Origin of the sequence: Bacillus sp. LB7, assembly GCF_030449715.1 — a bacterium.
Taxonomy (GTDB): domain Bacteria; phylum Bacillota; class Bacilli; order Bacillales; family Bacillaceae; genus Bacillus; species Bacillus paralicheniformis.
This window is the reverse complement of the sequence record NZ_JASGCA010000004.1, coordinates 63,145-83,707: the sequence shown is the minus strand read 5'-3', so window position 1 is coordinate 83,707 and position 20,563 is coordinate 63,145. Positions and strand designations below refer to the sequence as shown.

22 protein-coding genes are annotated in these 20,563 nt (G+C 46.1%); 13 read left to right on the top strand and 9 right to left on the bottom strand.

The window, feature by feature from the left end:
• Nucleotides 1-78: 78 nt before the first annotated feature.
• The 3 genes from QMZ64_RS06975 to mreBH form a co-directional block, all read right to left on the bottom strand.
• Nucleotides 79-1,311 carry an aminopeptidase gene (locus tag QMZ64_RS06975; protein ID WP_265627144.1) on the bottom strand — a complete coding sequence of 411 codons (1,233 nt, stop codon included), beginning with the start codon at nucleotides 1,309-1,311 and terminating at the stop codon, nucleotides 79-81.
• A 90-nt stretch (nucleotides 1,312-1,401) separates the two neighbouring features.
• Nucleotides 1,402-1,533 (bottom strand): protein YkpC, encoded by a 132-nt coding sequence (locus QMZ64_RS06970; RefSeq protein WP_003181378.1) that lies wholly within the window; start codon nucleotides 1,531-1,533, stop codon nucleotides 1,402-1,404.
• Nucleotides 1,534-1,606: 73 nt separating this feature from the next.
• The gene (gene mreBH / locus QMZ64_RS06965; RefSeq protein ID WP_003181381.1) at nucleotides 1,607-2,614 is read right to left on the bottom strand and encodes a rod-share determining protein MreBH; all 1,008 of its coding nucleotides are present in this window, start codon (nucleotides 2,612-2,614) and stop codon (nucleotides 1,607-1,609) included.
• A 305-nt stretch (nucleotides 2,615-2,919) separates the two neighbouring features.
• Here mreBH and QMZ64_RS06960 point away from each other — a divergent pair, with 305 nt between their 5' ends.
• The 4 genes from QMZ64_RS06960 to ade all read left to right on the top strand — a co-directional run bounded on the left by QMZ64_RS06960 (nucleotide 2,920) and on the right by ade (nucleotide 7,287).
• Entirely contained in the window at nucleotides 2,920-3,207 is a 288-nt protein-coding gene (locus QMZ64_RS06960; protein ID WP_020451235.1) for a transcriptional regulator AbhA, read from the top strand.
• Between the two features lie 167 nt (nucleotides 3,208-3,374).
• Nucleotides 3,375-4,712, top strand: a complete 1,338-nt coding sequence (locus QMZ64_RS06955; RefSeq protein WP_243940102.1) for an ATP-binding protein — start codon at nucleotides 3,375-3,377, stop codon at nucleotides 4,710-4,712.
• A gap of 63 nt (nucleotides 4,713-4,775) precedes the next feature.
• Complete coding sequence (locus tag QMZ64_RS06950) at nucleotides 4,776-5,438, top strand: potassium channel family protein (protein ID WP_020451237.1); 663 nt, start codon at nucleotides 4,776-4,778, stop codon at nucleotides 5,436-5,438.
• A gap of 127 nt (nucleotides 5,439-5,565) precedes the next feature.
• A complete protein-coding gene (gene ade / locus QMZ64_RS06945; RefSeq protein ID WP_265627822.1) occupies nucleotides 5,566-7,287 on the top strand; it encodes an adenine deaminase in 1,722 nt (573 codons plus the stop codon).
• Nucleotides 7,288-7,333: 46 nt separating this feature from the next.
• Here ade and rnjA read toward each other — a convergent pair whose 3' ends face one another.
• Both rnjA and QMZ64_RS06935 read right to left on the bottom strand, forming a co-directional pair.
• Nucleotides 7,334-9,001 (bottom strand): ribonuclease J1, encoded by a 1,668-nt coding sequence (gene rnjA / locus QMZ64_RS06940; protein WP_243940106.1) that lies wholly within the window; start codon nucleotides 8,999-9,001, stop codon nucleotides 7,334-7,336.
• A 4-nt stretch (nucleotides 9,002-9,005) separates the two neighbouring features.
• Nucleotides 9,006-9,215 carry a DNA-dependent RNA polymerase subunit epsilon gene (locus QMZ64_RS06935; protein WP_020451240.1) on the bottom strand — a complete coding sequence of 70 codons (210 nt, stop codon included), beginning with the start codon at nucleotides 9,213-9,215 and terminating at the stop codon, nucleotides 9,006-9,008.
• Between the two features lie 398 nt (nucleotides 9,216-9,613).
• Between QMZ64_RS06935 and QMZ64_RS06930 the strand changes: the two genes are divergently transcribed.
• Nucleotides 9,614-10,390, top strand: coding sequence for a Cof-type HAD-IIB family hydrolase (locus QMZ64_RS06930; RefSeq protein WP_265627143.1), 777 nt, complete (start codon nucleotides 9,614-9,616; stop codon nucleotides 10,388-10,390).
• Between the two features lie 37 nt (nucleotides 10,391-10,427).
• Here QMZ64_RS06930 and def read toward each other — a convergent pair whose 3' ends face one another.
• Nucleotides 10,428-10,982, bottom strand: a complete 555-nt coding sequence (def, locus tag QMZ64_RS06925) for a peptide deformylase (RefSeq protein ID WP_265627142.1) — start codon at nucleotides 10,980-10,982, stop codon at nucleotides 10,428-10,430.
• 120 nt (nucleotides 10,983-11,102) lie between these two features.
• Nucleotides 11,103-11,234 (bottom strand): YjcZ family sporulation protein, encoded by a 132-nt coding sequence (locus tag QMZ64_RS06920; RefSeq protein WP_003181399.1) that lies wholly within the window; start codon nucleotides 11,232-11,234, stop codon nucleotides 11,103-11,105.
• A gap of 257 nt (nucleotides 11,235-11,491) precedes the next feature.
• On the opposite strand from QMZ64_RS06920, the gene QMZ64_RS06915 reads away from it, so the two are divergent.
• The 5 genes from QMZ64_RS06915 (at nucleotide 11,492) to lpdA (ending at nucleotide 17,526) form a co-directional block, all read left to right on the top strand.
• Nucleotides 11,492-12,160 (top strand): YkyA family protein, encoded by a 669-nt coding sequence (locus QMZ64_RS06915; RefSeq protein WP_265627141.1) that lies wholly within the window; start codon nucleotides 11,492-11,494, stop codon nucleotides 12,158-12,160.
• Nucleotides 12,161-12,557: 397 nt separating this feature from the next.
• Nucleotides 12,558-13,673: a pyruvate dehydrogenase (acetyl-transferring) E1 component subunit alpha gene (gene pdhA / locus QMZ64_RS06910; protein ID WP_075753024.1), complete on the top strand. Its 1,116-nt coding sequence runs from the start codon at nucleotides 12,558-12,560 to the stop codon at nucleotides 13,671-13,673.
• A gap of 3 nt (nucleotides 13,674-13,676) precedes the next feature.
• On the top strand, nucleotides 13,677-14,654 hold the full coding sequence (pdhB, locus tag QMZ64_RS06905) for an alpha-ketoacid dehydrogenase subunit beta (protein WP_243940110.1): 978 nt from the start codon (nucleotides 13,677-13,679) through the stop codon (nucleotides 14,652-14,654).
• A 162-nt stretch (nucleotides 14,655-14,816) separates the two neighbouring features.
• Nucleotides 14,817-16,109, top strand: coding sequence for a dihydrolipoamide acetyltransferase family protein (locus tag QMZ64_RS06900; RefSeq protein ID WP_265627140.1), 1,293 nt, complete (start codon nucleotides 14,817-14,819; stop codon nucleotides 16,107-16,109).
• Between the two features lie 4 nt (nucleotides 16,110-16,113).
• A complete protein-coding gene (gene lpdA, locus QMZ64_RS06895) occupies nucleotides 16,114-17,526 on the top strand; it encodes a dihydrolipoyl dehydrogenase (protein ID WP_020451247.1) in 1,413 nt (470 codons plus the stop codon).
• A 90-nt stretch (nucleotides 17,527-17,616) separates the two neighbouring features.
• Here lpdA and QMZ64_RS06890 read toward each other — a convergent pair whose 3' ends face one another.
• On the bottom strand, nucleotides 17,617-17,847 hold the full coding sequence (locus QMZ64_RS06890; protein ID WP_301441209.1) for a hypothetical protein: 231 nt from the start codon (nucleotides 17,845-17,847) through the stop codon (nucleotides 17,617-17,619).
• A 526-nt stretch (nucleotides 17,848-18,373) separates the two neighbouring features.
• Between QMZ64_RS06890 and QMZ64_RS06885 the strand changes: the two genes are divergently transcribed.
• Nucleotides 18,374-18,493 (top strand): GapA-binding peptide SR1P, encoded by a 120-nt coding sequence (locus QMZ64_RS06885; RefSeq protein ID WP_020451249.1) that lies wholly within the window; start codon nucleotides 18,374-18,376, stop codon nucleotides 18,491-18,493.
• Nucleotides 18,494-18,538: 45 nt separating this feature from the next.
• Here QMZ64_RS06885 and QMZ64_RS06880 read toward each other — a convergent pair whose 3' ends face one another.
• On the bottom strand, nucleotides 18,539-20,011 hold the full coding sequence (locus QMZ64_RS06880; protein ID WP_265627139.1) for an aminotransferase class I/II-fold pyridoxal phosphate-dependent enzyme: 1,473 nt from the start codon (nucleotides 20,009-20,011) through the stop codon (nucleotides 18,539-18,541).
• Between QMZ64_RS06880 and QMZ64_RS06875 the strand changes: the two genes are divergently transcribed.
• Both QMZ64_RS06875 and QMZ64_RS06870 read left to right on the top strand, forming a co-directional pair.
• Nucleotides 20,000-20,254 carry a hypothetical protein gene (locus QMZ64_RS06875; RefSeq protein WP_265627138.1) on the top strand — a complete coding sequence of 85 codons (255 nt, stop codon included), beginning with the start codon at nucleotides 20,000-20,002 and terminating at the stop codon, nucleotides 20,252-20,254. The genes QMZ64_RS06880 and QMZ64_RS06875 overlap by 12 nt on opposite strands.
• A 5-nt stretch (nucleotides 20,255-20,259) precedes the next feature.
• Nucleotides 20,260-20,535 (top strand): UPF0223 family protein, encoded by a 276-nt coding sequence (locus QMZ64_RS06870; protein ID WP_301441208.1) that lies wholly within the window; start codon nucleotides 20,260-20,262, stop codon nucleotides 20,533-20,535.
• The last annotated feature ends 28 nt before the right edge of the window (nucleotides 20,536-20,563 follow it).

Below are 20,563 nucleotides of genomic sequence, written 5' to 3'. Positions count from 1 at the left end.
GTTAGGAAGACCGGCCGCATGCGGACACGATATAAAAGGACCTCAGTAGTTTTCTGAGGTCCTTTTGTGCGGAATGCTTTAGATCGCCCAGTTGCCGTTTCTGAAAATCGGCTCTCTTTTTCCGTCTGCTGTGATTCCGTCTATATTCATTTCTCCTGAACCGATCATGAAGTCAACATGTGTGATGCTTTCGTTTAATCCTTCTTTCGCCAGCTCCTCGCGCGACATCTGCTTTCCGCCTTCGATGTTGAATGCGTACGCACTGCCGATCGCGAGGTGGTTTGACGCGTTTTCGTCAAACAGCGTGTTGTAAAACAGAATATTGGACTTGGAAATCGGCGAATCGTGGGCAACGAGCGCAATTTCGCCTAAGTAGTGTGAACCCTCATCTGTTTCGATCAGTTCTTTTAAAATCTCTTCACCTTGTTCAGCTTTGACATCGGTGATCCGTCCGTTTACAAATGTCAGCTGAAAGCCGTCGATCAGATTGCCGCCGTAGCTTAACGGCTTCGTGCTTGAAACAGTGCCGTTTACTCCGTCTTTTTTCGGAGCGGTGAATACTTCTTCTGTCGGCATATTGGCCATGAACTCGATGCCGTTTTCGTTTGTGCTTCCTGCGCCGACCCACAGGTGCTTCTCAGGAAGCTCGATCGTCAAATCTGTTCCTTTTGCTTGGTAATGAAGGGCTTGGTAATGCTTGTCGTTTAAGACGCTTACTTTATCGCGCAAAGTTTGATCGTGGTCTTTCCACGCCTGAACAGGATCTTCACGGTCGACGCGGGTCGTTTTGAAGATCTCATTCCACAGCTTTTGCACCGCTGTCTCTTCATCTGCGTCAGGGAATACTTTTTTTGCCCAGGCCGGTGAAGGTGCTGCGACGACAGTCCAGCTGACTTTATCCGATTGAATCATTTGCCTGTATGTATGCATCGCCTTTCCGGCGGCTTTTTGCTGGGCTGCGATTTTTTTGGAATCGATGCCTTTTAAAAGATCAGGGCTTGAAGAGACAATGGAAATAAAAGCGGCGCTTTCTTTAGCGAGCGTCTCCAGACCTTTCGCTTCCCACTCAGGGAATTCTTCAAAGGCTTCCGCTGGGGCCAGCTCATATTTCAGCCTTGTCACCTCATCATCCTGCCAGCGGACCGTCACGTTTTTTGCCCCTCTTTGATAGGCGCTTTTGACGAGGAGACGTGCAAAATCGCGTACTTCTGTTGACGCGTTGATGACGACTTTCTGTCCTTTTTGAACGTTTACACCGACTTCGGCTACAAGCTTCGCATACTTGCTCAATTTATCAGTAAACGAATTCATTGGCAAAACCTCCTTTATTGTCCATAACATCATATCAAATATTTGATTGAAAAGAAAAAAAGATGCAGCCCGGTAAGGCTGCATCTTTTTTTAACGGTTGATTTTGGCCGTTTGGCCGGGGGGCGAGCTTGGCATGTTTGCAAGGGAGATGCTCATCCCCCCGAGAATAATACCGCTTAAAATAACGGTGATGGCCAGGCGTCTTCCCATATCTCTAAGCATGTTCTTCCTCCTTATCGTTTCTCCATTCCTCACGATATGAAAGAAGCAGGGAAAAAAGACGCGAAAACAAAAATTATTTAGCCGCTTTTTGCAATTTATCGATTACTTCAAGAGAGCGGCCCGTTCCGATGGCGACAGACTCGAGCGGATTTGCAGCAACATGCACGGGCACAACGATTTCCTGTGACAGCCATTCTTTGATGCCGTTCAATAGCGCGCCTCCTCCGGTTAAAATCACGCCCCGGTCGACAATGTCTCCGCTCAGCTCGGGAGGACAGTCTTCAAGCGTCGCTCTGATGGCTTCGATAATATGAAGGAGCGATTCGCGCATCGCTTTCTGAATCTCTTTTGATTCCAGGGTAATCGTTTTCGGAAGGCCTGTGACAAGGTCGCGCCCTCTGACTTCCATCGTTTTCGTCTCATGGTCAATCAATGCGTAGCCGATCTCGATCTTGACTTCTTCGGCCGTCCGTTCACCGATCAGCAGGTTGTATTTTTTTCTGACGAATGACACGATGTCTTCATCAAGCTGATCGCCGCCGATCCGGATCGAGTGGCATGAGACTACGCCTCCGAATGAAATGATCGCCACTTCTGTCGTTCCGCCGCCGATATCGACGACAACGTTTGCGACAGGTTCATCGACAGGCAGGTCTGCACCGATGGCGGCAGCGACAGGCTCTTCAATCAAATGGACTTGCTTGGCTCCGCAGTTTTTGACAGCATCGCTGATCGCGCGCCTTTCAACCGCGGTTGAACCCGACGGCGTGCAGACGACGACGCTCGGCTTTCTGAACGTAAAGCCGATGTTCTTTCCGGCTTTTTTCATAATCTGCTTCAAGAGGTCTGTCGTCATGTCATAATCGGCGATGACTCCGTCTTTCATCGGCCTGACCGCGACGATTTTTCCCGGTGTCTTCCCGATCATGTTTTTGGCTTCTGTGCCGACCGCCAATACGCTCTTTGTTTCCGTATCCACGGCAACAACGGAAGGCTCATTTAAAATGATTCCTTTGTTTTTGCTGTAAACCAATATGTTAGCTGTGCCTAGATCAATTCCGATCTCGGTTGTTTGAAACATGTTTTCACCCAATCTCTATTTAAAATTTTTCCGAAAAACGAAATTTTCTTCGTGCTGAAAAAATGAATTTCATTTAAATTTTCTCAAATGATCGGCGGTTTTTGGGGGTTTGTGACGAGTTTGAAACCAATCTGTAAAATGCTGTCCTCATATTGACATGATGAGAAATTATTTCATTTTTATGACCGAATTTTTGTCAAAGAAACGTTCAATAAGGGAAACCTTTTTCAGTCTTCGTTCGTCTATTGTTATGCTAAGACAATATCTTAGAAAAATAGAAACAAAAGAGGAAGTAGGCGAAAGTTTTGAAAGCAATTGGAGTTGTGAGAAAAGTAGACGAACTCGGCCGGATCGTGATGCCGATTGAATTGAGAAGAGCTTTGGATATTTCGATCAAGGATAGCATCGAATTCTTTGTCGACCAAGATAAAATTGTCCTGAAAAAATATAAACCGCACGGTGTGTGCCTGATGACCGGTGAAATCACTTCTGAAAACCGCGAGTATGGAAACGGGAAAATTACGCTGAGTCCTGAGGGGGCTGAATTGCTTTTGGAAGAAATTAAAGCCGCCTTAAACGAAGTGAAAGCATAAGATTTGAAGCCCTTTATCAGAAGGGCTTTTTCTTGCACTGACAGAAGATAAAACCGCCGTCACTGAAAAATTCAGCCATAGAGACGATAAATACTTCGAACAATCCTCTCAAATGTGGTGTAAAGAATGTTACAATTGACTGAGAAATACAAGTGGCAGGTGGGGGTATGAGAAGATATCAAGGACGAATCATTGCAACCGTGCTGGCAATGACTTTTATCATGTTTTGGAATTTTTTATTCTATGGGGTGTTGGGAAATAAAATCAATTGGACGGTTGATCTGCTGTTTACGCTGGTGACATTAATCAGCGTTTGGTGGCTCACGCTTTATATCGATGAGTCAAATCAGCTTGTCTATAAACTGAAGGAAAGCGAAAAGAAATATAAAGAGCTTTCCTCAGAAACCAACCGCATCATGGATAACCTTCAGGAAATCGTCTTTCAGACGGACCGGATAGGATACATTACATTTTTGAATCAGGCGTGGACAACCTTGACCGGATACAGTGTCGAAGAGAGTCTTGGAACGATGTACAACGATTATTTTGACCATGAAGAACGGATCTCGAATCACCTGATCGCCCAGCTGAAGAACAAGGAGCCTGAAGGCAGGATCGAGGTGCTCTACCATCGCAAAGACGGGAGCAAGTTCTGGGGCGAAGTTCACTATAAACTTTATTATAAAAACGGTCAATTTACGAGCAGCTTGGGGACGCTGACTGATGTGACAGAAAGGAAAAAAGCGGAGATGGAACTGTTCAAGTCGAATCAGCGGCTGGCCATGCAGTCTCAGAAGCTGGCGATGGCCGGGCAGCTCGCCGCAGGGATCGCTCACGAAGTCAGGAACCCGCTGACATCGGTAAACGGATTTTTGCAGCTGATGAAAGCGGAATATCCCGACCGGAAAGATTACTTTGACATTATTTTCTCAGAGATTAAACGAATCGATTCTGTGCTCGGCGAACTGCTTGTGCTGGCCAAACCGCACCAGGTTCAATTTAAAAAGGTCAACATCAATTCGGTTCTTCAGCAGGTGGCAACGCTTCTTGAGACCAACGCCGTGCTTTCCCACATTAAGATCGAAAAAGCGTTTCAGAACGGGGAGGAGTGGGAAATAAACGGTGATGAAAATCAAATCAAACAGGTATTCATTAATTTAATAAAAAACGGGATAGAAGCGATGCCTGACGGCGGAAAAATCACGATCTCCTCGGAGGTTGAAGGTGACTATGTGAAAATCAGCATCAAAGACGAAGGCGGCGGCATTTCCCAAGCCGATTTGGCAAAGCTCGGGGAGCCTTTCTTTTCAACGAAAGAAGAAGGGACGGGTCTTGGGCTGACGATTTGCCTGAATATTATCGGCGCCCACAACGGAGAAATGAAAATCGACAGCGAATTGGGCGAGGGAAGCACATTCCACATCCTGCTTCCGATCGACAAAGGAGCGGCATCCGAAGAGAACGATCTTCAGCAAGGATGCTGCAGCCGCGCAACGATAAAATAAAAGAGGAAAAATTCCACTTCATATGATAGAATTTGTTCAGATTGACCCATGGAGGAATTACCGATGAAAAAAGAATTTGCAGTAATTGGACTCGGCCGGTTCGGCGGCAGCATTTGTAAAGCATTGAGTGAAGAAGGGCTTGAGGTAATGGCGATCGACAGAGATGAAGATCGCGTAAACGAATACGCCAAAATTGCCTCACATGCTGTGATAGGAGACACTACAGATGAATCAGTGCTGAAAAACCTTGGACTGCGCAATTTTGACCACGTCATTGTAGCGATCGGGGAGAACATTCAAGCGAGCATTTTGACAACGCTGATTTTGAAAGAGCTTGGTGTGAAAATGATTACCGTCAAAGCTCAAAACGATTATCACGAAAAAGTATTATCCAAAATCGGAGCGGACCGGATCGTTCATCCGGAGCGTGAAATGGGAAAAAGAATCGCCCACAATATCGTCTCCAACAATGTGCTTGATTATCTTGAACTTTCTGATGAACACAGCCTTGTCGAAATCGCAGCGAACGGCAAACTGGCCGGAAATACGCTGCTTGACCTTGATATCAGGGCCAGATACGGAATTAATATTGTCGCGATCAAGCGGGGGAAAGAAGTCATCGTATCTCCGCTTGCCACCGAAGAGATTCAAAAAGACGATATTTTAATCGTCATCGGCTCAAATCCTGACATCGAGAGATTTGAAAAAAAAGTCTTTCAACATTAAAATGCCATCGATCAGCCGCGGGAACCCCACAGCCCGCGGTTTTTTTGATCTTTTCATTGACTGTTTCAAACGATTCAGCTACGATATTGAACCATATCCATATAAAAAAGAGAGGGGACATATATCTTTGGACAAAGAGATGTTCATTCGCCGGCTTGGCGCCGCCAGTCATCGTAAAAAAGCGGATACTGCAATTAAAAACGGAAAGATCATGGATGTTTTTAATCAGGAATGGTTGAAGACAGACATCGCTATCACAGACGGGGCCATCGTCGGTTTGGGCGATTATGAGGGGGAGAATACCATTGACGCAGAAGGACAAATGATCGTTCCCGGCTTTATCGACGGTCATGTCCACATTGAGTCTTCAATGGTGACGCCGCCCGAATTTGCCAAAGCGGTGATTCCCCACGGTGTGACAACCGTTGTCACCGATCCCCATGAAATCGCGAATGTCTCAGGAGTGAGGGGTCTTGAGTTCATGTTGGAGCAGGCTAAGATGACCAGGCTGAACATTCGTTTTATGCTCCCTTCTTGTGTGCCTGCGGCACCATTTGAAAAATCGGGTGCGGTTTTGAACGCCGCAGATTTACATCCTTTTTACAGCCGCGAAGAGGTGCTCGGGCTTGCGGAAGTGATGGACTATGTGGCTGTTGAAGCGGGAGAGCCGGATATGGTGCAAAAGCTCATGGATGCCCATACAGCAGGCAAGCGTATTGACGGACATCTGGCCGGCTTGTCAGCCGGGTTCGTCAATGTCTACAGAGCGGCGGGCGTGCTGACAGACCATGAGGTCACAACACCTGAAGAGGCGCTTGAACGGGTCAGAAGAGGTATGTACGTCATGCTGAGAGAAGGCTCTGCGGCAAAGAATACACGTCATGTTTTGCCTGCGGTCAATGAGAAAAATGCGAGACGCTTCTTTTTCTGTACGGATGATAAGCATTTGGATGAACTGATCGATGAAGGAAGCATTAACCACCAGGTCAAGCTTGCCATTCAAGAGGGACTTGACCCGTTTCTCGCATATCAAATGGGCAGCCTCAATGCAGCGGAATGCTTCGGGTTAAAGACGAAGGGAGCGGTCGCGCCGGGTTATGACGCAGACCTCCTTTTCATCAGCGATTTTGAGAACGTCAGCATTTCAAAGACGATGATTAACGGCGTGATCTGGAGCGCGGCAGAACAAAGCGAATCGACGGGCGGCAATGCGGCAACCGCTCTGCTCCAATCTGTCCATCTCCCTGATTTGCATGCGAATGATCTGGAAATTCCGATCGTTCAAGGGAGTGAAATCAGGGTCATTGACATTATCCCCAATCAGCTTGAAACAAAGCTGTCCTTGGCCAAGCCGAAAAGCGGCGCTTTTTTTCAGCCGGATCTGGAAAGCGATCTGATGAAAATTGCAGTGATTGAGCGCCATCGCGGCGTTAAAGGAATCGGACTCGGCGTTGTCAGGGGCTTCGGTTTAAAAGAAGGCGCCATCGCGACAACGATTTCTCATGATTCCCACAATTTAATCGCTGTCGGTACAAATGATCAAGACATCTTAAAAGCGGTTGAACGTCTCGGAGAAATCGGGGGAGGCCTCACCATTGCAAAAGGAGGAAAGGAGCTTCAATCCGTCGCTCTGCCGATTGCCGGCCTCTTGTCGGACAAACCGCTTGAGACGGTAAACGAAAGCTTAAAATCTCTTCATGCAGCATTAACGGAGACAGGATTTTCAGGAGCGTTCAATCCTTTTCTGACGCTTTCTTTTTTAGCGCTTCCTGTTATTCCCGACATTAAAATGACGACGGAAGGCTTGTTTGATGTTAAAGCGTTCAGGCATATCCCGATTCAACCATAAAAAAACGGATGCACACCGGTGCATCCGTTTTTTGCTAAAGCCGCGATTAGACTTCCATAATAATCGGAAGGATCATCGGCCGGCGTTTTGTTTTTTCATAGAGGAACGGAGCAAGCGTGTCTGTGATCTCGTTCTTAATTTCAGACCACTGCGTTGTTTTGCGCTCCATCACTTTTTTAAGGTGTCCTGCAATCAGGTCCTGAGCATCATTGATTAAATCACCGGACTCTCTCATGTAAACAAACCCTCTGGAAATTAAGTCAGGTCCTGCGGACACTTTGAATTCTTTCATGTTGATGCTGACAACGACAATGACAAGCCCTTCTTCAGAAAGAATCCGGCGGTCGCGAAGCACGATGTTCCCGATGTCGCCGATGCCGCTTCCGTCAATATAGACATTGCCTGACGGGATTTTACCTGCGACTGAGGCTTCTTCGCTTGTCAAAGCAAGCACTTCGCCGTTGTCCATAATAAAGCAGTTTTCCTCAGGAATTCCGCAGTCTGTCGCCAGTTTGACGTGCATTTTCTGCATTCTGTATTCACCGTGAATCGGCATGAAAAACTTTGGCTTGATGAGGCGGAGCATCAGCTTCTGCTCTTCCTGGCCGCCATGTCCTGATGTATGAATGTTAGTCACAGCACCGTGGATGACATCGGCACCCGCCCGGTAAAGCTGGTTAATTGTGCGACTGACGCTGATTGTATTGCCCGGGATCGGAGATGATGAAAATACGACCGTATCCCCGGGATTGATGGAGATCTGCCGGTGTGTGCCGTTAGCAATTCGAGATAGCGCAGCCATCGGTTCACCTTGGCTTCCGGTACAGAGAATCGTCACTTTGCCGGCAGGAAGCCTGTTGATTTCATTCGCTTCAACAAACGTATTTTTCGGAGCCTTAATATACCCGAGCGTTTGGCCGATTTCAATCGCCGACTCCATGCTTCTCCCAAATACGGCAACCTTCCGTCCGTTTGCAACAGCTGCTTCGATCACCTGCTGCAGGCGGTGGATGTTTGACGCGAAGGTTGCGAAGATGATCCGCCCTTCGACTTTTCGGAAAATGTCATCAATGCTTTCTCCGACTTTGCGCTCTGACATCGTGAAATCAGGGATTTCACTGTTGGTGCTGTCAGAAAGCAGGCAAAGCACGCCTTCTTTTCCGATTTCGGCCATCTTGGTCAAGTTGGCGGGTTCGCCTACCGGTGTAAAATCGAATTTAAAGTCACCGGTATGTACGATGTTTCCTTGCGGTGTTTTTACGACAATCCCGTATGAGTCCGGAATGCTGTGGGTCGTCCTGAAAAAAGAAACCGACGTTTTTCTGAATTTGACGATATCGTCTTCTTCAATGATATGAAGCTTTGTTTGGCGCAGCAGACCGTGCTCTTCAAGCTTCTTTCTGAGAAGGCCGATGGCGAGCTGCCCGCCGTAAACGGGAATGTTCACCTGTTTGAGCAGGTACGGTATTCCGCCGATATGGTCTTCGTGGCCGTGCGTAATAAAAAGACCTTTGATTTTTTCTTCGTTTTTGACTAAATAAGTATAGTCGGGGATGACATAGTCGATTCCGAGGAGCTCGTCTTCCGGAAACTTAATCCCCGCATCGATGAGCACGATCTCGTCCTGGAACTGGACCCCGTACGTGTTTTTGCCGATTTCCCCAAGTCCTCCAAGGGCAAATACAGCCGTTTGATCATTTTTAACAAATTTCATGCATTCATAACTCCAATACTTTAAAATTTTCGCTTTGCTTTTCATATTCTAAAAAAGCGTCTTCAACTTGCTGTATAAACTCAATATTGTAGTTGTATTGTTTTAATTTAGATCTGACTTCACGTTCAGATTGAGCTTCCACAAAAATTGAATCTGTTTTTTCACGAACAGGTACTTCGTCATTGCTTGCTTGATAAAATACCTTATAGATCATCCAAATCTCTCCTTAACTGCCGATTGTTAGACTCATCTTTCTATTATATTCGAAATTGCCTCATAAGAAAAGCGCTTGAGAAAAAAAGGACCCTTCCACACGAGTGAAGGTCCTTTTAGGCAATCGACTTTCTGCGCATCATGCCATTCAGCTGTTTTTTTAATTTTTTCCGCAGTCGGCGTAGCATACGGATTCCTCCTTTCTCTGATTTGTCCGGTCACTACCGTATCTCTTTAGTTCTATTATATGATGAATCCGTCTATTGTTACATGGATATTATTGGCATGTTGATTTTGTTTTGATTTTGGAGTGAAAAGGTTTTCTCGCGTACGCAGTTTTTGTATGATGGTACAGGAGAACCATCAATCATACTAGCTAAGGGAGAAGGATTCACTGCCATGGATAAAAAGCTGATTTTCTTTGATATCGACGGAACGATTTATGATCATGATAAACGTATTCCCGACACCGCGAAACAGGCTGTCTCCGATTTGAAAGCGCACGGCCATCATGTTTTCATCGCATCAGGCCGGGCGCCGTTTATGGTCAGGCCTGTGCTTGAAGAACTGGGCATCGATTCTTTTGTCTCTTATAACGGACAATATGTCGTTTTTGAAGGAAAGGTCATTTATAAAAACCCCATTGCCGAACAGTCACTGGAAGCGCTGCTTGCGCATTCGGACAGCTGCGGCCATCCCCTCGTCTTCATGGGAGAAGAGGGGATGCGCGCTACAACTGCCGGCCATCCGTTCGTCCATGAAGGGATCGGCAGCTTAAAAGTCAATCCGCCGGAAGAGGATCGCGCCTATTTTAAAGGCAGGGATATTTTTCAGGTCCTCTTGTTCTGTACGCAAGACGAGGAAGAGCGGTACAGCCGGTTTCAGGAGTTTGATCTCGTCCGCTGGCACGAGCGCTCCACAGATGTGCTGCCTTCTGGCGGTTCGAAAGCAGAAGGAATCAAAAAAGTCATTGAAAAGCTTCCGTTCGACAGAGAGGATACTTACGCGTTCGGAGACGGTCTGAACGACCTCGAGATGATCGAGTTTGCGGGAACAGGAGTGGCGATGGGCAACGCTGTGCCCGAGCTGAAAAAAATAGCCGACTTTGTCACAAAGCCCGTCGATGAAGACGGCATTCAATACGCGGTAGAAGCCCTCGGGCTTTTGAAACCATAAAAAAACGGATCATGTCTGATCCGTTTTTTTTGCGGCATTATCTGCCGACAGGCGTTGCGTTTTCGGGTTGTTTCAGCGGGTTTTCTTTGTCGATATGATCGTAAAACATAACGCCGTTTAAATGATCGATTTCATGCTGGAATACGATTGCCGGAAATCCTTTTAAGCGGATGTCGACGTTTTCGCCATCAAGTGTCGTTCCTTTGACACGGATCCGTTCATAGCGCGGAACATATCCGGGAATCGGTTCGTCGACGGACAGGCAGCCCTCGCCGCTTGTCAAATAGCATTTTTGAACAGAGTGGCTGACGATCTTCGGATTGAAAAGCGCATAGCTGTAAAGTGTCCCGTCTTCATTTTCGGCATGAACAGCGATCATTCGTTTATTGATATTAATTTGCGGAGCGGCTAGGCCGACACCAGGACGAAGGTTGTACTTTTGAGCGATTTCAGGGTCCTGGCTGTTTTTGACAAACTCGATCATGTCGCTCAGCTGTTTGATTTCTTCTTCGCTAGCTGGCAATTGAACTTCTTCGGCGACGGCTCTTAAAGCGGGGTGCCCGTCGCGGACAATGTTTTCCATTGTGATCAACATCTTCACTCCCAACGATTCATTATGTAAAGTATAGCGGATCTTGCTCTTTTCGCGCAATCTCTGTGCATGATAAAATGACCAGCCAAAGGAGGCTGGTCATGACGGATTCATCAGGGGCTAGCAGCCTAAATAAGCGGCCCCTACAATAATCAGCAAAATAAAGAGAACGACGATCAAAGCGAATGTGCGGCCGTAGCCGTATCCATAACCGCCGCCGTACCCGTATCCAGGGCAGCAATAACCGTACATATGAAGACCTCCTCCGTTATTTTACGCCAGCCTTTTCTTTTTGGTAGGCATGGCGTCTAATATAAATTATGTAAAAGTCCAAAGGTTGTATAGTCGAATGCCCAACTTCAAGGAATTTTCCCTAAATGTTTTGGTCTAAAAGCGAAGGCGGGGGCATACCGATCTGATATCGGCTTGTCCATGCGCTTTAGACTTCTGTTGTCAAACAAACGAATTCATTTTATAGTGGAATTTGTCGAGATTGGGGGAAGTTCAGAGTGAAATTTTCAAACATGCGGGTGCCAGCAGGCATCGTTGTTCTTTTCACGGCAGCATTTGTATTATCGGGCTGTCTCTGGAAAGATCCTATCGAGTCTTTTCACGGCTCGCTGGAGAAGATCGTGAAATTGGAAGAGCCTTTTAAACAAGAGCAGGGTTCCCTTAAAAGTCTGGAAAAAGCCGAATCAAAGCTTTACGAGGAGATGATCAGGCTCAATATGGATGATTTTGACCGGATCACTGCGCTCTCCGACAAAGCGCTCAAGACAGCCGGAAACCGCGAGAAGCACTTGAATTCTGAGAAAAAAAGCATAGACGAAGCAAAGCAGGAGTTTGAAGCGAACAAAGCGTCGGCAGAAAAAATCGATGATCAGAAGGTCAGGAAAAAAGCTGAGAACGCTGCTTCTTTTATGGAAAAGCGCTACAAAGCCTACGACTCGCTTTATGACGCCTATCAGAACGCAATCGGCCTTGACAAAGAGCTGTACAAGCTGCTCAAAAACAAAGGTCTTGAACTGGATGACCTCGAGGCACAGCTGAAAAAAATCAATCAATCGTATGACAAAGTGCTGAAAGAAAGCAAACATTTCAATGAGTATACAAAGGATTACAACAAAGCCAGAAAGGATTTTTACAAGGCTGCGGGGTTCGAGATGAAAGAGGGCTGAATATTCAGCCCTCTTTTTTCGACAAAATCTGTATTGCTATTGTAATACAGAATGCTATCTATACTAGAACAGTTTGAAACAGTCTGAACAACGCTGAAACAGAAATTCAGTAAAGCGAATACATTTATTGAATTTCAGGAATGAAATCGATTGACGAGCATGATCGACTGGTGTAAACTTAGCCTTGGTGGAACTTGTTGTATTAGTTTGTCATAAACTATAAATGATACAGTTTTAGAACGCGTTGTGCTGTCCTTACATAAAAGTTTCGACAACCATCAAAGCGGCTAATAAGAAATAAATATGAGTTGCGCCCGTCAATTTAGGACACCCTAATTCTGTATGTATAAGGGATACACGTCTATGACTGTCAAAAGAAAGGAAGAGGTGACTTTATATGGCTGCAAAAACGAAAAAAGCAATCGTTGATAGCAAAAAGCAATTCGATGCCATTAAAAAGCAGTTCGAAACGTTTCAAATTTTGAATGAAGAAGGCGAAGTCGTTAATGAAGCGGCAATGCCCGATCTATCTGATGATCAATTAAAAGAATTAATGCGCCGCATGGTGTATACACGCATTTTGGATCAGCGTTCTATTTCTTTGAACAGACAAGGCCGCCTTGGCTTCTACGCGCCGACTGCCGGTCAGGAAGCGTCTCAAATTGCCACGCATTTCGCGCTTGAAAAAGAAGACTTCGTTCTTCCGGGCTACCGTGATGTTCCGCAGCTGATCTGGCACGGACTTCCGCTTTATCAAGCATTCTTGTTCTCTCGCGGACATTTCCGCGGCAACCAAATGCCGGATGATGTCAATGCGCTGTCACCGCAAATTATTATCGGTGCGCAATACATCCAGACGGCTGGCGTTGCACTCGGCTTGAAAAAACGCGGCAAACAGGCTGTGGCGATCACTTATACTGGAGACGGCGGTGCTTCCCAAGGTGACTTCTACGAAGGAATCAACTTTGCCGGTGCGTATAAAGCTCCAGCTATTTTCGTTGTTCAAAACAACCGCTATGCGATTTCTACACCTGTTGAGAAGCAATCAGCAGCTCAAACAATCGCACAAAAAGCTGCGGCTGCAGGTATCGTCGGCGTTCAAGTAGACGGCATGGATGCCCTTGCTGTATACGCTGCGACACGCGAAGCACGCGAGCGCGCTGTAAACGGCGAAGGCCCTACCCTGATCGAAACGCTTTGCTTCCGTTACGGTCCTCATACTATGGCCGGTGACGACCCGACGAAATACCGTACGAAAGAAATCGAGAATGAGTGGGAGCAGAAAGATCCGCTTGTCCGTTTCCGCAAATTCTTGGAAAACAAAGGCCTTTGGTCTGAAGAAGAAGAAAACAAGGTAATTGAAGAAGCGAAAGAAGAAATCAAGCAGGCGATCAAAAAAGCTGACGAAGAGCCGAAGCAAAAAGTAACCGACCTGATCGACATCATGTATGAAGAGCTTCCTTACAACCTTGCAGAACAAAAGGAAATTTATAAAGAGAAGGAGTCGAAGTAAGCCATGGCGCAAATGACAATGATTCAAGCAATCACTGATGCGTTACGCACAGAACTGAAAAATGACGAAAATGTCTTAGTTTTCGGAGAAGACGTCGGTGTTAACGGCGGCGTGTTCCGTGCGACTGAAGGATTGCAAAAAGAGTTTGGTGAGGATCGCGTATTTGACACTCCTCTTGCTGAATCTGGTATCGGCGGCCTTGCACTCGGCTTAGGCTTACAAGGCTTCCGTCCTGTAATGGAAATTCAATTTTTCGGCTTTGTGTACGAAGTGATGGACTCAGTTTCCGGACAAATGGCACGGATGCGCTACCGTTCCGGCGGCCGCTGGACTTCACCAGTGACAATCCGCTCTCCATTCGGCGGCGGTGTTCATACGCCTGAACTTCACGCGGACAGCTTGGAAGGACTCGTTGCACAGCAGCCTGGACTTAAAGTCGTCATTCCTTCAACTCCGTACGATGCTAAAGGACTTTTAATCTCCGCGATCCGCGATAACGATCCGGTTGTCTTCCTTGAGCACATGAAACTTTACCGTTCATTCCGTCAGGAAGTTCCTGAAGAGGAATACACAATTGAAATCGGCAAAGCCGATGTGAAACGCGAAGGAAAAGACCTTTCCATCATCACATATGGAGCGATGGTTCACGAGTCATTAAAAGCTGCAGAAGAGCTTGAAAAAGAAGGCGTATCTGCTGAGGTTGTCGACCTTCGCACAGTCAGCCCGCTTGACATCGACACGATCATCGCATCTGTGGAAAAAACAGGCCGCGCGATCGTCGTTCAAGAGGCGCAAAAACAGGCTGGAGTGGCTGCAAACGTTGTTGCCGAAATCAACGACCGCGCCATTTTGAGCCTCGAAGCTCCGGTGCTTCGCGTCACTGCTCCTGATACTGTATTCGCATTCTCTCAAGCTGAAAGCGTATGGCTTCCGAACCATAAAGACGTGCTTGAAACTGCGAAAAAAGTATTGGAATTTTAATTAGATCTGAACAATTCAAAGGGAAAAGCTGATATCAGTCTTTTTCCCTTCATGCATTTCCACAGTCAGTCGGAGAAACTGTAGCCGTCTACTGACAGTCAGCCTCAACAAGCAGGCTGACAACTATATCAACTACGTAATAATCTTAGGAGGTCGAAAACTGTGGCATTTGAATTTAAACTTCCGGATATCGGGGAAGGAATCCACGAAGGCGAAATCGTGAAATGGTTCGTCAAGCCAAACGACGAGGTAAACGAAGACGACGTTTTGGCAGAGGTGCAAAACGATAAAGCAGTTGTAGAAATTCCTTCACCTGTTAAAGGAAAAGTATTAGAATTAAAAGTTGAAGAGGGAACAGTCGCAACCGTTGGGCAGACAATCATCACATTTGATGCACCAGGTTACGAAGATCTTCAATTCAAAGGCGACGAATCAGGCGAAGCGAAAGCGGAAGAAGCTGAAAAACAAGAAACTGATGCACCTGCAGAAGCAGCGGAAGCAAACGAGCAAGCGGATGCAGATCCGAATAAGCGCGTCATTGCAATGCCATCTGTCCGCAAGTATGCCCGCGAAAAAGGCGTTGATATCGTGAATGTTTCAGGTTCCGGCAAAAACGCCCGCGTTCTGAAAGAAGATATCGATAGCTTCTTAAACGGAGGAACTGCCGGAAACGCTCAGGCTGCTCAAGCTGAAGAAAAAGCAGAGCCTGCTGCACAAAAACCTGCAGCGGCGGTTCAAGTGCCTGAAGGCGAACTCCCTGAAACGCGCGAGAAAATGAGCGGAATCCGCAAAGCCATCGCGAAAGCTATGGTCAACTCAAAACATACCGCTCCACACGTTACACTAATGGACGAAGTCGATGTGACAAACCTTGTCGCTCACCGCAAGCAGTTTAAACAAGTTGCGGCTGATCAAGGAATTAAGCTGACTTACCTGCCTTACGTGGTAAAAGCTTTAACATCAGCTCTGAAAAAATATCCAGTCTTGAATACATCAATTGACGACAATACAGATGAAGTGATTCAGAAGCATTACTACAACATCGGTATTGCGGCAGACACTGACAAAGGCCTGCTTGTGCCGGTCGTTAAAAATGCGGACCGCAAAGCTGTTTTTGAGATTTCAAACGAAATCAACGAACTTGCGACAAAAGCACGCGAAGGCAAACTTGCTCCTGCTGAAATGAAAGGCGCTTCTTGCACAATTACGAATATCGGCTCTGCCGGCGGTCAATGGTTCACACCGGTTATCAACCATCCGGAAGTTGCGATCCTTGGAATCGGCCGCATCGCTGAGAAAGCTGTCGTTCGTGACGGCGAAATCGTCGCTGCACCTGTTCTGGCTCTTTCTCTAAGCTTCGACCACCGTATGATCGACGGCGCAACTGCACAAAACGCATTAAATCACATCAAGCGTTTGCTGAACGATCCACAATTAATTTTAATGGAGGCGTAATGTAATGGTAGTAGGAGATTTCCCTATTGAAACAGATACTCTTGTCATTGGTGCGGGACCTGGCGGCTATGTAGCTGCCATCCGCGCTGCTCAGCTTGGACAAAAAGTAACAATCGTTGAAAAAGGCAATCTTGGAGGCGTATGTCTGAATGTCGGATGTATCCCTTCAAAAGCGCTGATCAATGCAGGCCACCGTTATGAGAATGCAAAGCATTCTGAAGAGATGGGGATCACTGCTGAAAACGTAAAAGTTGACTTTACAAAAGTTCAAGAATGGAAAGCCTCTGTCGTCAATAAGCTGACCGGCGGTGTTGAAGGCCTTCTGAAAGGCAACAAAGTCGACATCGTAAAAGGTGAAGCGTACTTTGTAGACAGCAATTCTGTACGCGTGATGGATGAGAATTCAGCTCAGACTTACACGTTCAAAAATGCGATCATTGCAACAGGTTCTCGCCCTATCGAATTGCCAAACTTCAAATATAGCGACCGCGTACTGAATTCAACCGGCGCGCTTGCACTGAAAGAAATTCCTAAGAAGCTCGTTGTCATCGGCGGCGGCTACATCGGAACAGAGCTCGGTACTGCATATGCAAACTTCGGCACTGAAGTTGTCATTCTTGAAGGCGGAGAAGAAATCCTTCCAGGCTTTGAGAAGCAAATGAGCTCTCTTGTCAAACGCAACCTGAAGAAAAAAGGCAACGTTGAAATCCATACAAAAGCTATGGCTAAAGGCGTAGAAGAAAAAGCTGACGGCGTAACCGTTACGTTCGAAGTAAAAGGCGAAGAGCAAACGATCGATGCGGACTACGTACTTGTTACTGTCGGCCGCGTTGCAAACACGGACGAGCTCGGACTTGAACAAGTGGGCGTTGAAATGACGGACCGCGGCATCATCAAAACGGACAAACAATGCCGTACAAACATTCCGAACATCTATGCGATCGGTGACATCATCGAAGGTCCTCCGCTTGCACATAAAGCTTCTTATGAAGGTAAAATCGCTGCTGAAGCGATTGCCGGAGAAGCAGCGGAAATCGATTATCTCGGAATTCCTGCGGTCGTCTTCTCTGAACCTGAACTTGCATCTGTGGGATACACTGAAGCACAGGCTAAAGAAGAAGGTCTTGCAGTGACTGCAGCCAAATTCCCGTTTGCTGCAAACGGACGTGCGCTGTCATTAAACGAAACTGACGGTTTCCTTAAACTTGTAACACGCAAAGAAGACGGCTTAGTTATCGGTGCACAAATCGCCGGAGCAAGCGCTTCTGACATGATTTCTGAGCTGAGCTTGGCGATCGAAGCAGGCATGACTGCTGAAGATATCGCCATGACAATCCATGCTCACCCTACATTGGGAGAAATCACAATGGAAGCTGCAGAAGTTGCCATTGGCATGCCGATTCACGTTGTAAAATAATTAACAGAAAAACCCCCTGCTGGGGGTTTTTTTCTTTGTATTTTAGCAATAGCTCAAGATAAAAAATCCCCTTGCACATACACAGGGGATTTAATGCTTCAATTCTTTTTGAAGAAGCTCTACAATTTTATCTTTATCTTTTATTTTTCCTTCAATTTTAACCAGTACTTTTTTATCATGAACAAGCAGCAAGCTTGGAAAGATTTTAACCTCTTTTTTCCACTGGCCTTTCTCATGTGAAATTTCCATATTTGAAACCTGTTCGGGAAATTCTTTTTTTAAATCCAAAAGCGCATCATAATAAGCCACTTCCTGCCCCATATGCTCGTCATCGGAAAAAAAGATGAGCTTGAGGTGGCGTTGGTTGGCGCTTTGCTGCTGCTGATGGTCAGGCATGATGTGAGATAAAGAACATCCACTCGTCAAAAAAAGGAAACAAATTGCGGCGGTGAATATCGCTCGAAACCACATGACGTCTCCTCACCTCTCTATATAATGCAAGCCGATTTTCCTGTTCGATTAGTAAACAATTCCTATTTTATCATGATAATTGAAATAATCTTTCGTTGTTACCCATTTGTTACACAATTGATAACTGCCGTTTTATTTATGAGACGTTGTAGATTGAACGGATTTGATGGGTACATAGTCGGGATCAGCAGAGAAGCGTTCTGCATACGCTTTAAGCAGGAATACATATATAACATGAATGGCCCTTTTTTGAAAAAAGAGCAAAAATGATTTAAATGTGTTATACAATTAACCGTTGACAATATTAATGTGACATAATATTATAAGGGTAACAAATTTAAACGCTTCCATTTTGAAAAGAAAAGGGGAATGAAAGATGGGCACGATCGTTTGTCAAGACTGCAATGAAACTATTCAGCATTTTGAAGATGAGAAAGTGACGATTCTTTACGGAACGTGCGGACAGTGCAACTGCCATCTTAGAGAGGAAGAATAGAAAAAAGCATGCGGCCATTTACAGTGCCGCATGCTTTTATGTTTTTTAAAGGATTGCTTGCTGTTCTTTAATGACGCGGATCATATGGAGGGTGTCATCTTCCGGTCCCTGAACAGGCAGCCCTGCTTCGAGGTTCTTTTCGATGTAGTTGATATTATCCTCGGTAATGATCTCGCCTGGAATGAAGATCGGTATTCCCGGCGGATAAACCATCACAAATTCGGCAATGATTCTGCCAGCCGCTTTTTTAAACGGAATGATTTCCGTATTTGCATAAAAAGCGTCACGCGGTGTCATTGCAAGCGCCGGAATGTTTGGCAGAAGCACTTCAGGCTTGCGTCTGTTTTCCGCAGCAGAGGCGGCCTGTTGAGCGATGTCGGTTAAGCCTTTGATCAGCGCATCCGCATCCTCTTTCCGGTCTCCCGGTGTAAAAATGCACAGGATGTTGTATAAGTCAGAAAGCTCCACTTCGATTTGATATGACTCGCGCAGCCATTTTTCCACATCATGCCCGGTCAGGCCGAGATCTTTCACAGATATGATCAATTTGGTCGGATCATAGTTAAAAGCCGCTTTGGAGCCGAGAATTTCCCTCCCGACGCATGAAATACCGTTGATATCATTGATGCGGATCCTTGTTTCGTCAGCGAGCTTAATCGTTTGTTCGATCAGTTCGTGTCCCTCTGTGGCTAGGCGTTTTCTTGCGACATCAAGTGAAGCGAGCAATAAATAGGAGGTCGATGTCGTCGTCAGCATGCTTAAAATCGATTGAACCCTTTCTTTTGAAACGAGACCTTCTTTCATATTGAGAATCGAGCTCTGTGTAAGGGATCCTCCGAGCTTATGAACGCTCGTTGCCGCCATATCCGCTCCGGCCTGCATGGCCGAAAGAGGCAGATCTTCGTGGAAATGGATGTGAACGCCGTGTGCTTCGTCGACAAGCACAGGGACATGAAATGAATGAGCCAGCTCCACAATGCTTCTTAAGTCTGCAGCTATGCCGAAATAAGTCGGGTTGATAACGAGAAGCCCCTTTGCGTCAGGATGCTCAAGCAGCGCTTTTTTCGCTGATTCAGGGGTGATTCCGTGTGAAATTCCCAGCTCATCGTCAATTTCCGGATGGATGAAGATCGGTACTGCGCCTGAAAAGACGATCGCTGACATGACCGATTTATGAACATTTCTCGGCACGATGATTTTGTCTCCGGGGCCGCATACGGCCATGACCATCGTCATGATGGCGCCGCTCGTTCCCTGAACGGAAAAAAACGTGTAGTCGGCTCCGAATGCTTCAGCCGCCAGATCCTGCGCCTGTTTGATGATTCCTTTCGGTGCATGCAGATCATCGAGAGGCTCGATATTGATTAAATCTATGCTTAATGCGTTTTCTCCGATAAACGCCCTGAATTCAGGGTCCATCCCGGAGCCTTTTTTGTGCCCGGGTATATGGAACTGGATCGGGTTTTTGCCGGCGTGTTTTTTTAATCCGGTATATAGGGGTGTTTCGTGCTGCAACAATTGTTTTCCCACCTTCATGATAAACCTGCTATTTCTTTAAAGACTATTCTTTATCAAAAATCGTTGAGTTATTTTGCGTTTTTGCTTGATGGCATAAAACAAATGAATTATATTATGTTCTTGAAAGAATGTAAAGAACATTTTATCATCTTTAAGGCTGCTCTGTCCCTTTGGATAGTCGCAAAAAAGAAAACCAATACTAAAGCAAAACAAGCCGTCAGGGCGAACTGCACAAGGAGATGAACCAAATGGAAGAAGGATACCAATATCCGATGAATGAAGACTGGAGCACAGAGGAAGCGATAGACGTCATATCGTTTTTTCAGAAGGTTGAGCTCGCTTATGAAAAAGGCGTAGAGCGCGACGTACTGATGAGTGCTTACCGCCGCTTTAAAGAAATCGTTCCGGGAAAAGCGGAGGAAAAAAAGCTCTGCAGCCAGTTTGAAGAAGCGAGCAATTACTCTCCGTATCAGGCAGTCAAAAAAGCAAAGGAACAAACGGAAAATACGAAAATTAAAATGTAATGAGAAAATCCAAAACAAAAAGGGATGG

What these genes read in the sequence shown, in the direction of transcription:
- QMZ64_RS06975 (WP_265627144.1), bottom strand. Translation starts at nt 1,311, where the DNA reads ATGAATTCGTTTACTGATAAATTGAGCAAGTATGCGAAGCTTGTAGCC.
- QMZ64_RS06970 (WP_003181378.1), bottom strand. Translation starts at nt 1,533, where the DNA reads ATGCTTAGAGATATGGGAAGACGCCTGGCCATCACCGTTATTTTAAGC.
- mreBH (WP_003181381.1), bottom strand. Translation starts at nt 2,614, where the DNA reads ATGTTTCAAACAACCGAGATCGGAATTGATCTAGGCACAGCTAACATA.
- QMZ64_RS06955 (WP_243940102.1), top strand. Translation starts at nt 3,375, where the DNA reads ATGAGAAGATATCAAGGACGAATCATTGCAACCGTGCTGGCAATGACT.
- QMZ64_RS06950 (WP_020451237.1), top strand. Translation starts at nt 4,776, where the DNA reads ATGAAAAAAGAATTTGCAGTAATTGGACTCGGCCGGTTCGGCGGCAGC.
- rnjA (WP_243940106.1), bottom strand. Translation starts at nt 9,001, where the DNA reads ATGAAATTTGTTAAAAATGATCAAACGGCTGTATTTGCCCTTGGAGGA.
- QMZ64_RS06935 (WP_020451240.1), bottom strand. Translation starts at nt 9,215, where the DNA reads ATGATCTATAAGGTATTTTATCAAGCAAGCAATGACGAAGTACCTGTT.
- QMZ64_RS06930 (WP_265627143.1), top strand. Translation starts at nt 9,614, where the DNA reads ATGGATAAAAAGCTGATTTTCTTTGATATCGACGGAACGATTTATGAT.
- QMZ64_RS06920 (WP_003181399.1), bottom strand. Translation starts at nt 11,234, where the DNA reads ATGTACGGTTATTGCTGCCCTGGATACGGGTACGGCGGCGGTTATGGA.
- pdhA (WP_075753024.1), top strand. Translation starts at nt 12,558, where the DNA reads ATGGCTGCAAAAACGAAAAAAGCAATCGTTGATAGCAAAAAGCAATTC.
- pdhB (WP_243940110.1), top strand. Translation starts at nt 13,677, where the DNA reads ATGGCGCAAATGACAATGATTCAAGCAATCACTGATGCGTTACGCACA.
- lpdA (WP_020451247.1), top strand. Translation starts at nt 16,114, where the DNA reads ATGGTAGTAGGAGATTTCCCTATTGAAACAGATACTCTTGTCATTGGT.
- QMZ64_RS06890 (WP_301441209.1), bottom strand. Translation starts at nt 17,847, where the DNA reads ATGGGGCAGGAAGTGGCTTATTATGATGCGCTTTTGGATTTAAAAAAA.
- QMZ64_RS06885 (WP_020451249.1), top strand. Translation starts at nt 18,374, where the DNA reads ATGGGCACGATCGTTTGTCAAGACTGCAATGAAACTATTCAGCATTTT.
- QMZ64_RS06870 (WP_301441208.1), top strand. Translation starts at nt 20,260, where the DNA reads ATGGAAGAAGGATACCAATATCCGATGAATGAAGACTGGAGCACAGAG.